The organism is Marivirga aurantiaca, assembly GCF_016679925.1.
GTDB classification, from domain to species: Bacteria; Bacteroidota; Bacteroidia; order Cytophagales; family Cyclobacteriaceae; genus Marivirga; species Marivirga aurantiaca.
Genome location: NZ_JAEQBW010000001.1, coordinates 200,054 through 214,892, shown reverse-complemented (window position 1 = coordinate 214,892; position 14,839 = coordinate 200,054). Strand labels below are relative to the sequence as shown.

Below are 14,839 nucleotides of genomic sequence, written 5' to 3'. Positions count from 1 at the left end.
ACCAGTCTTGAGTTCTTTTGAAATAACATTAAGCAAAAAAGAATAGTAAAATAACAAGAAAAAGTTTTTACTGGTCAAAACAGCTGATTTTCAAGGATTAATGAGGTTTTAAAGTATCATTTAACCAGCTGGACTTATCGTCATATTTCTTAAAAATTAATCCATTATTAACAATTTTTTAAGTTCACTGTAGATGTTAAATTTTAACATCTGTTGCTCATTTACAGCATCTAATTTTGATGGTATCAAACACCTTAAAAATTAGAAAACATGAAAAAAAGAATTACTTCCTTAAAGCTTAAATCCTTAATATTATTTGGGATTTCATTGCTTACATTGCTAGGTACAAGTGAAGTACTCGCACAATCAACTGACGCCACTATAAGTGGTAAAGTCATCACCCCGGAAGATGGAGAATTGCCCGGAGCTACTGTACAATTAAGAAATGAATCTACCGGTTTTGAAACCGCCACCATTACTGAAGTAGATGGTGAATTTCAATTTCGCCAACTGCCTCTCGGAGGCCCCTACACCTTAACCATTAGTTTTATAGGCTATCAAACGCAGGTTAAAACTGACATTAAGGTAAACCAAGGTGATAAAATAACTTTTGACATCTCCATGTCTACTTCAACTGAACAATTACAGGAGGTAGTGGTAAGTGGCAATAATTTGAGCAAAAGAGTAGATCGGATAGGTTCCGGTATTGCCATAAATGCCAAAGAGATGAAGAATTTACCTAATGAAGGAAGAAATTTTTCCAACTTAGCCGCTTTATCTCCCCTGCAAGGTGCCGGGTCTATCAATTTAGGTGGACAAAGAAGAACCTCCACCAACGTGACAGTAGATGGTGTAAATGCCAGAAACCAATTAACTGCCGGTGAAATAGGTCGCGGACCTTATACAATTTCAATGGAAGCCATACGCGAATTTGAAGTAGTAACCAATTCATACGATGTAACCCAAGGCAGACAGGCTGGTGGCGCATTAAATGCAGTGACCAAATCAGGAACCAATACCTTTGAAGGTGCTGCTTTTGTGTATCATAGAAACGATGCACTTTCCAGTAATTTGGACATAAGAGGGAACGAGAGAACCCAGGATTTCTACAACTACCAATGGGGTTTTAGTTTAGGGGGCCCAATTATTAAGGATAAAATGCATTTTTTTGTGGCTTACGACAGACAAGATGCTGGAGAGCCTGAATTTATTGCAGATATAAATAATGAAGGTGATGAAAGACGATTAGGAATCAGAAAAGATACCTTAGATAAGGCCATCTCAATCGCCAGAAATATTTACGGTGTAGGAGATGAACAGCAAGTAGGCCAGTTTGACAGAACTACTGTAGCCAATACCCTTTTTACAAGAATCGATTGGCAATTGAACGATAGAAACAGATTAACTATCAGAAATAATTATACAGATTGGGACAACCCTTTCAGTGTAAATGACAATTCTAATATAGTTCTTGCAGAAAGCTGGTCAGACTTCTCCTCAAGAGAAAACAGTTTATTGCTCTCTCTTCGTACCGCAGCCTCCCCTTCACTCACTAATGAATTAAAAGTGCAGCTTCAGCATGCGGAAAGAGCATTTGTCCCGAGCAGCCAGCTGCCTGCCTCCAATATTCCAAGAGCTATTGTAAGAATAACAAGTCCATTCCCCACGGAAAGCAATCCAAATGCAACACAATCAAGAACTTTGCAATTTGGAGGTCAAAGATTTACCCCAGAGACCAATTTGGAACGACAAGTTCATCTGGTAAATACCACTTACTTAACAAGAGGAAAATATACTTTTTCCTTTGGTACAGATAATATGATCACTTACCTGGAAACCTTGCTTTCTAATGAACAAAATGGCAGGTTCTTTTTCGATAATATGCAGGATTATGAAAATCAAATACCTTCCCGTTATGTAAGAGAAGTACCTACTCAGGGCTTGCCTCTTGTGACGCAAACAGTGATGGATTTGTCTTTATTTGGTCAGCTTGAGTTTGAAATGTTTGAAAATTTCAGAACCACTTTTGGCTTGCGTTACGATGCCACCATTTTTATGGACGCTGCCCAGTATAATCCAACTGTAGATCAGGAGTTAGGTATCAGAACAGATAACAAACCTGCTGACTATGCCAATTTGCAACCGAGATTCCAGGCGATATGGAACGTAAAAGGAGAAAATGAGCATGTAATTAAATTTGGAGGTGGATTGTTTTCAGCTCAACCACATTATTATGCCCAGGTAAACAATATCCAAAATAGTGGACAAATGTTAGCAGCTGTGGATGTACGCGATCCTAACTTAATTCCAAGTCCTGAATTTAACAGTTACAGGGAAGATCCATCCACAGCCCCAGGTATTCCTGAAGGTGCTGAAGTCGGTATTTCTACCATCAATGCTGTAAGTGAGGATTTCAAGGTTCCTAATACATTCAAAGCGAATTTGTCTTATAACTGGTTTTTAGGAGATAGATTACGAGTAGGCATCAATGGATTATTTAGTAGAACTTATAATAATTACGTTTATCAGGAGGCGAATTTAGTGGATCAGCCTTATTTTAGATTGAGTAATGAAAATGACAGAGGCGTTTTTGTTCCTGCTAATACAATTGGTACTAATGGCCAGCCCGATTGGCTAGATTCAAGAAAATCGATGGATGTTGGCAGAACATTATTATTAACTTCTGATGGAGAGCTTACTCAAGTGGCAGCCGTAATTGATGCCTCTTTACGAATTGGTAAGGACGGTAACATCAATGTAAGCTATACAAGAAATGATGCACAGGATAATTCCTCTTATAACTGCTGCGTGGCTAACACCTCCACATTTTTACCAGTAGTAGATGATCCCAGGTCTTTAAGTCCAGGTTATTCTGATAACCATTTTACAGATAAAATAGTTATCAATGGTATTTCTCCAACTTTTTACGGATTTAATGTAGGTTTTACGTTCTCAGGTATCGGTGGCACCCGTTATTCGCTTAAAGTAACAAACGGTAGTATCAATGGAGATTTCAATCTAAGCAATGATCTGGCTTTTATTTTCGATCCCAACGATCCTAATACTCCTGCTAATATAAGAGAAGGCATGCAAGGCATATTGGACGATCCAGAGACCTCACAGAGCGTAAAAGACTATATTAACAGTAACTTAGGACGCGTGGCTGAAAGAAATGGTGGTGTTAATCCTTTTTCTTCATTGTTGGATTTACGTATGCTCAAAAAAATAAATATAGGTAACAAACATAATTTTGAGCTATCTGCAGATATTTTCAATTTTGCTAATTTACTTAACTCTGAATGGGGTAATAATAACGATTACAATACTTTTAACGGACGTAACCTCTTGAGAGTAACAGGATTTGATCAAAACACTCAAAATTATACATACGATGTTGAAAGTAATGTAGGTGCTTTGCCTATAAATGGTACGCCATGGCGTATTCAATTAGGATTGAGATATTCTTTCTAAGTTTTTGTTTTCATTCAATCTCAATTCATAAGGGAACATAATTTTAATGTTCCCTTAACTTTTTACTCATCTTAAATCAATAATTTTATATATGAAAAATTTAACGCTTATATGTCTTTTAATCCTATGCTTTTTCACTTCTATTGCGCAGGAAAGCAAGAAACAACATGTTATCCTCATTTCAATTGATGGCTTACGTCCTGACTTCTATCTGGATAAAAAATGGCCTGCCCCTATCCTTCAGCATATGGCCGAGGTAGGTAGTCACGCTGAAGCTGTAAAAGGCATATTCCCTTCTGTAACCTATCCTTCTCATACCACCATGGTTACAGGCAATTCTCCCGCTAAACATGGTATATATTATAATGCACCATTTGAACCCCAAGGCGCTACGGGTGAATGGTATTGGGAATATGAAAGTATCCAATCTCCCACTCTATTTTCTCTTGTAAAAGAAGCAGGCTTAAAAAGTGGCGCTATTTCCTGGCCGGTTACAGTGGGGGCACCCATCGACTACAATTTACCGGAAATTTGGTCATTGGATAAAAATGAAGACAGATTTGCTCCTTTACGGAAATTTGCTACACCAAAAGGTTTTGTGGAAGAGATAGAAACGAAAGCCATTGGCAAAATCAACAATAATAATTTTGGTAATGATGGCTACTTTGCAAGAGAACAAAAATTTGCAGCTGCAGCCTCCTATATTTTTGAGACCTATCAACCGGATTTATTGGCAGTTCATTTGATTGCAGCTGATCATTTCCAGCACACTGATGGAAGGGAAGGCTATATGGTAGAAAGAGCTGTGAGTGCTGTAGATGTTGCGATAGGTCAAATTGTAGAAACTGTGGAAAGGTTGGGAATGATGGAACAAACTACCTTTATTATTTCAGGTGATCATGGTTTTGTGGATATTCATTCGGTACTATCACCCAATGTTTGGCTAAAAGAGGCTGGTTTAATCAGTGGTGAAGAAAAAGGAGCTCCTTTTAAAGCTAAATTTCATACCTCCGGTGCAGCTGCATTTTTACATCTTAATGATCCAAAAGACAAAAAATCAGTTGAAAAGGTAAATCAGATTTTAAATGATTTACCTGCTAACTATAAAAAGCTTTTCAGGGTTTTAGATAAAAATGAAATGGCTGAAGTTGGTGCAGACCCTAATGCATTCGTAGGTTTAGCACCAATTGAAGGAATTGCAATGAGTTCTTCAGTTACCGGGGAGGCACTCAAAAAAGGCAGTGGTGGCACTCATGGATTTTATCCTGACAACAGTAATATTTATACAGGCTTTGTGGCGTATGGTGCCAGTATTAAAAAAGGTGTGGTATTGAAAGAAATGTCCTTAGTGGATATCGCCCCTCTCATTATTAAGCTGCTGAAACTTCCCGAAACAGAAACAGAAGGTATTTTTTATCCGGGAATTATCGAATAAATAATAATCAACCAAATTATGGATTGTCAGGCAACATATTTCAAACTCTATGATCATCTTACTCATTCGAATAAATACAAACAATCTTTAGAGGATAGGGTAAGTATACTTGAGCTCAAAAAAGGAGATTATGTGTATAAGCCATCAGAAGAATTATACACAGCTTATGAAGTAGTAAAAGGTACTTTAAAAATAGGAAGCTATGCTAAAGATGGTACTGAATGCACTTTCGAAATCCTTAAACCTGGGGATATCTTCGGTAATTTACATTACCTGGATGGAAATTTTCAGGAGTTTGCCAAATGCTTATCAAATGTAGAATTAAGATTATATGACCTGGTTTTTTATAAGCGTATTGTGGTAGAAGATCATGATATTTCAGAATGGTTCAATCAATACATAGTGAGAAGATGGTGCAGATCTGAAACACGGTTCTTCACTATAATTTCGGAAGATATACTTACCAGGGTGCAAAGGCTTTATCGTGAATTCAATAAAGAAATATTTGATGCCAAAGGTAAATCAGTCAACATTTTTGAAACATTCACACAAAAAGACATAGCAGATTTAACAGGTACTACCAGGCAAAGTATTGCACAGGTTTTTAAGAAAATTCATAAAAATCCGGATTTACTTTACTCTAAAATGGATACCGTAAAGTTACCCTAAGAAGACAAAAAAAGGCTTGTCGTCAAAAACAAGCCTTTTTTTTATAAAAACTCCTACCGCTTAAGAATGGGCACTATTGAAAAAATAATATTTATAAACAATTTGGTCTTTTCAAACAGATTCCATAAGTCTAGCTGAATTAATCAACCACCATAAATCTCATCTAGTTTTTCATGCAGTTTTTCTCCTCTCAGGTTTTTGGCTACTATTTTACCATCAGGCCCTATCAGTAAGGAAAAAGGAATACCCGTAATTTTATATTCCTGTACAATAGGAGTTTGCCAGTATTTCAGTTCCGAAACCTGAGTCCACTCTAAGTTGTCAACCTCAATAGCTTTCAGCCAATCTTCTCTTTTTCTATCTAGAGAAACGCCCAGGATCTCAAATCCATTATCTTTATGTTTCTGATAAGCAGCCACTATATTAGGGTTTTCCTGTCTGCAAGGCTTGCACCATGCGGCCCAAAAATCTATTAGTACATATCCTCCTCTGAAATCTTTCAGACTAACTGTGTCTCCCTCAGGTGTTGGCATAGAGAAATTAGGAGCTTCAGAGCCTACGGCTAATTTGGCCATATCATCCATTTGATCTTTATAGAATTTCACCATCTCCGATTCAGGATGGGCATCATATAATTTCTGAGCTACAGACTGCATAAAAGGGAAATCATCATTGGGGTTGAAAAAATTCATTGCCTGTATTACCGCAATTGATGGCAACATGCTTTCAACTTTACTTTTGATCTGCTCCTTTTTTCTTTCCTGCATCAGAATAAAGTCATCCTGAATATTTTTCATAGCTTCTTCATTCTCAGCATCCCTGGCTTTTATAAATTCAGCATTGATTTTTTGGACTTCCTCATTTTGCTCTTTCATCATTTGTTGAATAGCAGTCATATTCTCCACATCTTTAGAGCCGCTAATCTCCATTTTTCCCTTCTTATCAGTTCCATCAACTTCTACTTTCAAGTCAGAATCACCTACTATTAAAGTAGCTAATTGGGTATTGTAAAAATTAATTTGATAAAATTCAGGAGCTGAAGTTTGCACTTTTACCTCAAATGAATTCTTATCATCCAATTGAATGGTGTCAACCACTTCTTTGCTCTGTCCGGTTATTTTGTTCAAAGTGATAATACCACTTTCTTTTGGGTTATCTACATGACCCTTTATACTTACACCAGCTTCTTTTTCTTTGGTGTCACATGCAAATACTATTAAAATGGCCAGTACTGCCACTATTCCTTTTTTTAACATCTCTTTATTATTTTAGTCTAAGGTTTCTTTTAATAATTGACTGGTAACTTTTGGGTCAGCCTTACCCTTGCTCCTTTTTATTACCTCTCCCATGAAAAGTCCGAGTAATCCCTTTTTACCTGATTTGTATTCTGCTACTTTCACACCAAACTCTTTCAACACTTCATCAATAATAGGTTGAATATTATCAGATGAACTATCCTGGATCAGGTTCCTCTCTTTAGCAATATCAGCTGCTTCTTTCTTCGGGTGCTTTAGCATCTCCGAGAGAATCTCTTTTGTAGCAATAGAATTACCTACTTTCCCCTCATCTATCAACTGAATCAGACCTGCTAATTTTTTTGGTCTTACAGGAAAATCTTTTATATCAAGGTTTAGTTCATTCAAATAAGATTTTACAGTGCCCATCACCCAGTTAGAGGCTAATTTATAATTGTCTATTTCCCCACAAAGTTCATCGAAATATAATGCTATTTCCCTGGTATCCGTCAATACCAGTGCGTCATACTCAGGCAAACCATATTTTTTGGTGAATTTCGATACTAATTCACGTGGTAAACCTGGCATTTCAGCTTTGATCCGGGCTATCCAGGCATCATCTACAATAAGTGGGGATAAATCCGGCTCAGGGAAATAACGATAATCATTTAAATCTTCTTTGGTCCTCAAACTGGAAGTTGTACCAGTAGCTGCATCAAAATCCCTGGTTTCGGATGAGATTTTTTCGCCTTTTTCAACAAGCAAAATTTGTCTCTCCACCTCATGGTCAATTGCGCGCTTCACATTTCTGATAGAGTTCATATTCTTAACCTCCACCTTGCTACCATATTCACTGGCATTATTTAGCATTACAGATACGTTGGCATCACACCTAAAGGATCCTTCTTCCATATTACCATCACAAATTTCGAGGTATCTTACCAACCTTCTTACCTCAGTTAAAAAAGCATAGGCTTCATCAGAAGTTCTTAAATCCGGCTCCGTCACTATCTCTATCAAAGGTACTCCTGATCGATTAAAATCCACCAAAGTCTCGGTTTCACCCTCAAGATGAATAGACTTACCCGCATCTTCTTCCATATGGATGCGGGTTAATTTGATGGGCTTTTCTTCTGTAGCATCAAGGGGTTTAATCCAAACATGACCATTGGTACAAATGGGGGCTTTGTCTTGGGTAATTTGGTAACCTTTGGGTGAATCAGGATAGAAATAGTTCTTTCGGGCGAAAATATTTACCTCGGTAATATCGCACTCACACGCCAAGCCCATCTTAATAGCAAAATCTACCACTTTTTTATTTGCTTTAGGCAAAGTACCAGGATGTGCCAAAGTAATTACACTAATATTTGTATTGGGTGAATTACCATAGGCTGTTGAATCTGAAGAAAAGATTTTACTTTCTGTCAGGAGCTGCGCATGGACCTCCAATCCTATTACAACTGTATATTTATCTCTGATTATTGGATCTAACATAAGTTATAAAATGTCTTTTATCATTTCATTGGCTTGCTTCACCACATCCGGTAACCCCTCCAGTTTTTTTCCTCCGGCAGTGGCAAAAAAGGCCTGTCCTCCCCCTCCTCCTTGTATGTTCTTAGCCAAATCCCGTACAATATTTCCGGCATTCAGGTTTCCTGATGTAGTAAGTTCCTCCGAAACTACAACCGAAATTTGTGGTTTTCCCTCAATATCGCAAGCTAAAACTGCAAATAATGGATTTATTTCGTTTTTAAGTTCAAAAGAGAGTTTTTTCAAAGCTTCCGCATTAGGCAACTGAATGGAATCGATAATTACATTCACCCCATTTATAAGCGTAGCCTTCTTAATTAAATCTTCTTTTAATTGGCCTGAACTTTTAGATTGCTCTTTTTCCAAAGCTTTCTGCAATGCAGCTTTCTCTTTAATCAATTGCTCAACCGCTATTTTTAAATCAGCAGGGTTTTTAAGCAGATCATTCACTTCTTTCAAAGTATTTTCCTGCTCCAGAATATAATCCTCCGCTTTTTCAGCTGTATACGCTTCTATCCTTCTAATACCCGCTGCTACAGATGACTCTGCTACAATCTTAAAAAGTCCTATATTTCCTGTAGCAGGAACATGAACACCTCCACAAAGCTCAACAGAATAATCAGAGTCAAATGTAATCACCCTAACAAAATCCCCATATTTTTCTCCAAAAAGAGCCTGGGCACCCTTGGCTTTTGCTTCTTCTATAGGAACGTTCCTGTCTTCCTGTTTGATTATATTCTGCCTTATCTTTTCATTCACCATCTTCTCCACTTTCAATATTTCTTTATCAGTCATTTTTGAAAAATGAGAAAAATCAAACCGCAGAATTTTGTCAGAAACCAAAGATCCTTTCTGCTGAACATGATCGCCCAAAACCTGTCGCAAAGCGGCATGCAAAAGGTGGGTCGCAGAATGATTATAAGTGATTTTATTTCTTCTTTCAATATCAATAGAAGCTATTACAGAGGCTTTTAAATCCTGTGGCACCTTATCAACAAGGTGTACAATTAAATCATTTTCTTTTTTGGTATCTAAAACTTTTATTGACTCCTCTCCTACTTTCAAAACTCCGGTATCTCCTACCTGTCCACCACTTTCAGCATAAAATGGAGTACGGTCCAATACTAACTGTACCTGATTCTTATTTTTGCTTTTCACATTACGGTACCGTAAAATTTTTGCTTCTGCTTCTAATTGCTCGTAACCAATAAATTCTACATCAGCGCCCTCCTGTACAATTTCCCAATCACCGGTCTCCATTTTAGCTGCAGACTTGGAGCGGTCTTTTTGCCTCGCCATTTCCTGTTGAAAACCTGCTTCATCAATACTTAAACCATTTTCCCTGGCGATCAAAGCAGTCAAATCCAATGGAAAGCCATAAGTATCGTACAATTCAAAAGCTACTGCTCCTGAAATTACTGTTTCCTTTTTCCGGCTCAAATCAGCTTTAATGGCTTCCAAACGCTTCAAACCATTTTCTAAAGTGCGTAAAAAAGCAGTTTCTTCTTCCTTTATCACTTTTTCCACCAGATCCTGTTGAGCTATCAATTCAGGGAACACCTCTTCAAACTGCTTAGCTAAAATTTTAACCAATTTATAAAGAAAAGGCTCTTTTAAATCCAGGAATGTATAACCATACCTCACAGCCCTTCTTAATATTCTACGAATTACATAGCCGGCTTTATTGTTGGAAGGAAGCTGTCCATCGGAAACAGATAAGGCTATTGCTCTTATATGATCTACAATTACCCGAAAAGCGATATCTTCTTTCAACAACTTGCCATATTTTTTACCGGATACAGCTCCTAATTCATCAAGCAATGGAGTAAAAACATCAGTGTCATAGTTAGATTTTTTGCCCTGAATTGCCATACAAAGTCTCTCAAAACCCATACCCGTATCCACATGTTTAGCAGGCAGGTTTTTTAGACTCCCATCCGCCAAACGATTATATTGCATAAACACCAGGTTCCAGATTTCCACTACCAGAGGATGATCGTTATTCACTAAATCCTTGCCAGGTATTTGTTGAATTTCCTCATCTGACCTCAAATCAATGTGGATTTCCGAGCAAGGCCCGCAGGGTCCTGACTCTCCCATTTCCCAAAAATTATCTTTCTTATTACCATTGATAATACGTTCCTCAGGCACCAGTTTTTTCCAGATATCAAAAGCCTCCTGATCAAAAGCAAGATTTTCTGATGGATCTCCTTCAAAAACAGAAACATATAATCTGTCTTTAGGTAATTTAAATTCCACTGTCAACAATTCCCAGGCCCACTCTATGGCTTCTAATTTAAAATAATCCCCAAAAGACCAGTTACCCAGCATTTCAAACATGGTATGATGATAGGTATCATGTCCCACTTCTTCCAGATCGTTATGTTTTCCGGAAACCCGTAAACATTTTTGCGTATCTGTCACACGGGGATACGCTACCTCCTGATTACCCAAAAAATAATCCTTAAACTGATTCATTCCAGCATTTGTGAACATTAATGTGGGGTCATTTTTGATCACCATCGGTGCTGAGGCAACAATTTTATGTTGTTTATTTTTAAAAAAATTCAGGAATTTTTTTCGTATCTCGCTAGAAGTCATTGAGTAATATGTTTGTGATTAATGTTTTACTTTAAAAGATTTTTTATATATTTGTCTCAAATAGATGTTCAAACAAAAAATTTGACTTTTGTTGAACGTTTATGCAATTTTGTGACTTATATTCAGATCACAAAATTAGAAGTTTTTAACTAGTCTAAAACAGGATGGCAAGAATTAAATATTACTATGATACAGAAACTTGTAGATATGAACGAGTAAAAGTATCAAAATGGGATATATTCCTGAATTTATTAGGTTTCTTATCTGTATCATTGATTTTAGCTATTGGAATAATCTTCATTTTCAATGCCTATTTCGATTCTCCTAAAGAAGCTCACCTCAAAAAAGAAAACAAAGAACTTCAGTTTTATTATGATATGATGGAGAAAGAAGTAAAGAACGTACAAAAGGTACTATCTTCACTTCAGGAAAGGGATGACGAAGTTTACAGGAGCATAATGGGAGCAGAACCTATTCCATCAAGTATCCGACAAGCAGGTGTAGGTGGTACCGAACGATACAAAAATATCATTGAGAGTGATTTGGAGCGCGAAAAGTTAATACTGGACATGATTTCCGATGTTGACAAAGTGAAAAAGCAAATGTACATTCAAACCAAATCCTATGATGAAATATTGGAGATGGCAAAAAACAAGGAAAAAATGTTGGCTTCCATTCCTGCCATACAGCCTATCCAAAACAAAGAATTAAAAAGACTGGCATCGGGATTTGGTATGCGTATGCACCCTATCCTAAAAGTGGTACGGCCTCATGAAGGTTGTGATTTTTCTGCTCCAAGAGGCACTCCGATTTACGCTACAGGAGACGGGGAAGTAGTAAGGGTACAAAGTACCTTTGGAGGCTTCGGAAAATTAATAGTAGTGGATCACGGCTATGGTTTTATTACCAAATATGCGCATATGTCATCTTTCAATGTGAAAAAAGGAGATAAAGTAAAAAGAGGTGATTGCATCGGTTTCGTAGGAAGCACAGGTACCTCCACCGCTCCACATTTGCATTACGAGATTCATAAAGATGGTAAACCAATCAATCCGGTACATTATTTCTATCAGGACGTAACTGACGGAGAATATGAGAAATTATTAGAACTGGCCGCTGTTGAAAATCAGTCACTAGGTTAATCATTTGATGAAATAAAATTTATAATAATAAAAGCAGTCTTCTGGCTGCTTTTTTTTTACCTGTTTTAAAATGTTAAGAAATTTTTTCACCTTTCTTGTTATTAGTATCTCATTTGTAGCTTGTAAAACAGTCCAGAAAAGCTCTCAGACAGATGATCAGTCAGCAACTGCAGCGACTGAGCATCAAAAAAATGACAGCTTATCATCAACCCAAACGGACAGTACACTTATTGCAGTGGACAGTTCCCTACTACAGGATTCAGTAAAAATAAGTATGCATCCTGTAAAGAAAGACACCTTACATATTATTGGCGTTGGTGACATCATGATAGGTACAAATTTCCCTAATAGTTCTTATTTGCCAATTGACTCCGGCAAACACATGCTGGCTGATGTAAAACCGGTTTTATTGGATGCAGATCTTACTTTCGGCAACCAGGAAGGTGTGATTTTGAATGAAGGAGGTACTCAAAAGAATTGTTCCAACCCTGACCTTTGCTATCTATTCAGAAGCCCGGAGTATTTAGTACAACATTATGTAGACGCTGGTTTCGACCTGATGAGCCTTGCCAATAACCATGCGGGAGATTTTGGAGACGAAGGCAGAAAAAACACTATGCGGGTACTGGACAGCTTAGGTATTCATCATTCGGGCCAACTAACCCATCCTTTCACTATTTTTGAAAAAGAAAACATCACTTATGGTTTTGTTAGTTTTTCTCCCAATTACGGCACACAAAGTATCAATAATATACCGGAAGCAGTTGGAATTGTGAAACATTTAGACAGCTTATCCGATATAGTGATAGTATCATTTCATGGAGGAGCAGAAGGAAAGAAATTTCAACATGTGACACGCGAAACAGAAGAGTTTTATGGTGAAAACAGAGGGAATGTTTATAAATTCTCTCATGAAGTGATAGATGCGGGAGCAGACATAGTGTTTGGGCACGGCCCTCATGTAGCCAGAGCAATAGAGGTTTATAAAAACCGCTTTATAGCCTATAGTTTAGGCAACTTTGCTACTTATGGCAGGTTTAACCTGAGTGGAGAAAGTGGTTTAGCTCCTATTGTGAAAATACAGGTAGATAGTAAAGGGGTTTTTATAGAAGGAAAAATAATTTCAGCTATTCAGGTAGGTGGAGGAATACCAACAATTGACCCTCAGCATCGTGCAGCCTTAAAAATAAAAGAATTAACAGAAAGTGATTTTCCGGAATCGAAAATTTTAATTGACCTGGAAGGGAATATTCGCTATCTTCATGACCAATATTGATATAACGTGCCTTACATAGAAAAAGAAATAGAAAAAAAATACTACACCATTGGTGAAGTAGCAGAAAAATTTGACGTAGCCACATCGCTTATTCGATTTTGGGAGGGTGAATTTGACATTATCAAACCCAAGAAAAACAGAAAAGGGAACCGTCAATTCACTAAGCAGGACATTGAAAATGTGAAGTTGATATATCATTTAGTGAAAGAAAAAGGGTTTACCCTGCAAGGTGCCAAGGACATGTTAAAAAATGATGTCCATGCGGTGAAAGATAAAATGGAGATGTTGGACTCATTGCGTAATATCAAAAATTTTTTAACAGAAGTAAGAGAGAAATTGCAATAACCAATGGAGGCAGAGAAACATGCTTTGCTTACACTACACCTCATTCCCAAAATAGGAAATGTAATTATAAAAAACCTTGTGAGCTATGCTGGTTCAGCCCAGGCAGTCTTGCAGTGGCCCAAGTCCAAATTATTAAAAATACCTGGCATAGGCAACCACACCGTAAATAACATACTAAGCAGGGAAATCTCGGAAAAGGCAAACCAGGAATTTGAGAAAGCCAGAAAAGCCAACGTTAAGATAGTTAGTTATCTGGAAAAAGACTATCCCTATCGGCTAAAGCAAATACCTGATGCACCTCCTTTAATTTATACGAAAGGGAAATTTCCCCCGGAGGAAAAGAAACCCACCATTGCTGTAATAGGTACAAGGAATGCCACAGAATATGGTAAAAAACTCACAGAAGATATTATTGCTGGGCTATCTCCTTTGGATCCTGTAATCCTTAGCGGACTGGCTTACGGCATAGACATTCATGCTCATAGAAATGCCTTAAAAAATAATTTAACCACCTTTGCAGTGATGGGATCAGGCATAGACGTAGTCTATCCTGCTGCGCACCGCACTACTTCCGAGGAAATGATGGGAAAAGGAGGTCTCATAACCGAGCAGGCTTTTGGCTCAAAACCAGATGCTTTTAATTTTCCTGCAAGAAACAGGATTATTGCAGGCATGGCAGATCTGGTTGTGGTGGTGGAAGCTGCAAAAAAAGGCGGGGCACTTATTACCGCTGAATTGGCCAACTCATACGATCGTGAAGTAGCGGCTTTCCCGGGCAGGGTAAATGATACCTATTCGGAAGGCTGCAATAAATTAATTAAAAAAAATAAAGCACATTTAGTGGAGACAGCAGAAGATGTGCTTTATCTTATGAATTGGGAGTTGGAAAACCAGGCAGCAATCAAACAAAAAGTAATTGACCTTTCTTCTTTTAATGAAGAAGAGCAAAACGTAATAAATACCTTGCTTCAAAACAATCGTGTGCTACCTTTGGACATTCTAAGTATCAAAAGTCAGGTGAATTTAAACCGACTTGCTTCTGTTTTGCTCACATTGGAGTTTCAGGGAATTATTAAATCCCTGCCGGGAAAAAGATATCAGATGGTCTAAGTTCATCATTGCTTTTCAATTTATT

The 14,839-nt window shown here is 37.5% G+C and carries 10 protein-coding genes; 7 read left to right on the top strand and 3 right to left on the bottom strand.

Features of this window, described 5'->3' with window-relative positions; genetic code table 11:
- Positions 1-270: 270 nt before the first annotated feature.
- The 3 genes from JKA74_RS00885 (at position 271) to JKA74_RS00875 (ending at position 5,575) form a co-directional block, all read left to right on the top strand.
- On the top strand, positions 271-3,471 hold the full coding sequence (locus tag JKA74_RS00885) for a TonB-dependent receptor (protein WP_201429265.1): 3,201 nt from the start codon (positions 271-273) through the stop codon (positions 3,469-3,471).
- Between the two features lie 91 nt (positions 3,472-3,562).
- Positions 3,563-4,906 (top strand): alkaline phosphatase family protein, encoded by a 1,344-nt coding sequence (locus tag JKA74_RS00880; protein ID WP_201429264.1) that lies wholly within the window; start codon positions 3,563-3,565, stop codon positions 4,904-4,906.
- Between the two features lie 18 nt (positions 4,907-4,924).
- Positions 4,925-5,575 (top strand): Crp/Fnr family transcriptional regulator, encoded by a 651-nt coding sequence (locus tag JKA74_RS00875; RefSeq protein WP_201429263.1) that lies wholly within the window; start codon positions 4,925-4,927, stop codon positions 5,573-5,575.
- Positions 5,576-5,718: 143 nt separating this feature from the next.
- Here the strand turns inward: JKA74_RS00875 and JKA74_RS00870 are convergent, their stop codons facing one another.
- The 3 genes from JKA74_RS00870 to alaS are packed head-to-tail and all read right to left on the bottom strand — an operon-like array spanning position 5,719 to position 10,941.
- Positions 5,719-6,831: a TlpA family protein disulfide reductase gene (locus JKA74_RS00870; protein ID WP_201429262.1), complete on the bottom strand. Its 1,113-nt coding sequence runs from the start codon at positions 6,829-6,831 to the stop codon at positions 5,719-5,721.
- Positions 6,832-6,843: 12 nt separating this feature from the next.
- The gene (gatB, locus tag JKA74_RS00865) at positions 6,844-8,304 is read right to left on the bottom strand and encodes an Asp-tRNA(Asn)/Glu-tRNA(Gln) amidotransferase subunit GatB (protein WP_201429261.1); all 1,461 of its coding nucleotides are present in this window, start codon (positions 8,302-8,304) and stop codon (positions 6,844-6,846) included.
- A gap of 3 nt (positions 8,305-8,307) precedes the next feature.
- Entirely contained in the window at positions 8,308-10,941 is a 2,634-nt protein-coding gene (gene alaS, locus JKA74_RS00860; RefSeq protein WP_201429260.1) for an alanine--tRNA ligase, read from the bottom strand.
- A gap of 164 nt (positions 10,942-11,105) precedes the next feature.
- On the opposite strand from alaS, the gene JKA74_RS00855 reads away from it, so the two are divergent.
- The 4 genes from JKA74_RS00855 to dprA all read left to right on the top strand — a co-directional run bounded on the left by JKA74_RS00855 (position 11,106) and on the right by dprA (position 14,814).
- Positions 11,106-12,083, top strand: coding sequence for a M23 family metallopeptidase (locus tag JKA74_RS00855; RefSeq protein ID WP_201429259.1), 978 nt, complete (start codon positions 11,106-11,108; stop codon positions 12,081-12,083).
- Between the two features lie 70 nt (positions 12,084-12,153).
- Entirely contained in the window at positions 12,154-13,359 is a 1,206-nt protein-coding gene (locus JKA74_RS00850) for a CapA family protein (RefSeq protein ID WP_201429258.1), read from the top strand.
- 6 nt (positions 13,360-13,365) lie between these two features.
- A complete protein-coding gene (locus JKA74_RS00845) occupies positions 13,366-13,704 on the top strand; it encodes a MerR family transcriptional regulator (RefSeq protein ID WP_201429257.1) in 339 nt (112 codons plus the stop codon).
- A gap of 3 nt (positions 13,705-13,707) precedes the next feature.
- Positions 13,708-14,814, top strand: coding sequence for a DNA-processing protein DprA (dprA, locus tag JKA74_RS00840; protein ID WP_201429256.1), 1,107 nt, complete (start codon positions 13,708-13,710; stop codon positions 14,812-14,814).
- Positions 14,815-14,839: the final 25 nt, after the last annotated feature.

What these genes read in the sequence shown, in the direction of transcription:
- JKA74_RS00885 (WP_201429265.1), top strand. Translation starts at nt 271, where the DNA reads ATGAAAAAAAGAATTACTTCCTTAAAGCTTAAATCCTTAATATTATTT.
- JKA74_RS00880 (WP_201429264.1), top strand. Translation starts at nt 3,563, where the DNA reads ATGAAAAATTTAACGCTTATATGTCTTTTAATCCTATGCTTTTTCACT.
- JKA74_RS00875 (WP_201429263.1), top strand. Translation starts at nt 4,925, where the DNA reads ATGGATTGTCAGGCAACATATTTCAAACTCTATGATCATCTTACTCAT.
- JKA74_RS00870 (WP_201429262.1), bottom strand. Translation starts at nt 6,831, where the DNA reads ATGTTAAAAAAAGGAATAGTGGCAGTACTGGCCATTTTAATAGTATTT.
- gatB (WP_201429261.1), bottom strand. Translation starts at nt 8,304, where the DNA reads ATGTTAGATCCAATAATCAGAGATAAATATACAGTTGTAATAGGATTG.
- alaS (WP_201429260.1), bottom strand. Translation starts at nt 10,941, where the DNA reads ATGACTTCTAGCGAGATACGAAAAAAATTCCTGAATTTTTTTAAAAAT.
- JKA74_RS00855 (WP_201429259.1), top strand. Translation starts at nt 11,106, where the DNA reads ATGGCAAGAATTAAATATTACTATGATACAGAAACTTGTAGATATGAA.
- JKA74_RS00850 (WP_201429258.1), top strand. Translation starts at nt 12,154, where the DNA reads ATGTTAAGAAATTTTTTCACCTTTCTTGTTATTAGTATCTCATTTGTA.
- dprA (WP_201429256.1), top strand. Translation starts at nt 13,708, where the DNA reads ATGGAGGCAGAGAAACATGCTTTGCTTACACTACACCTCATTCCCAAA.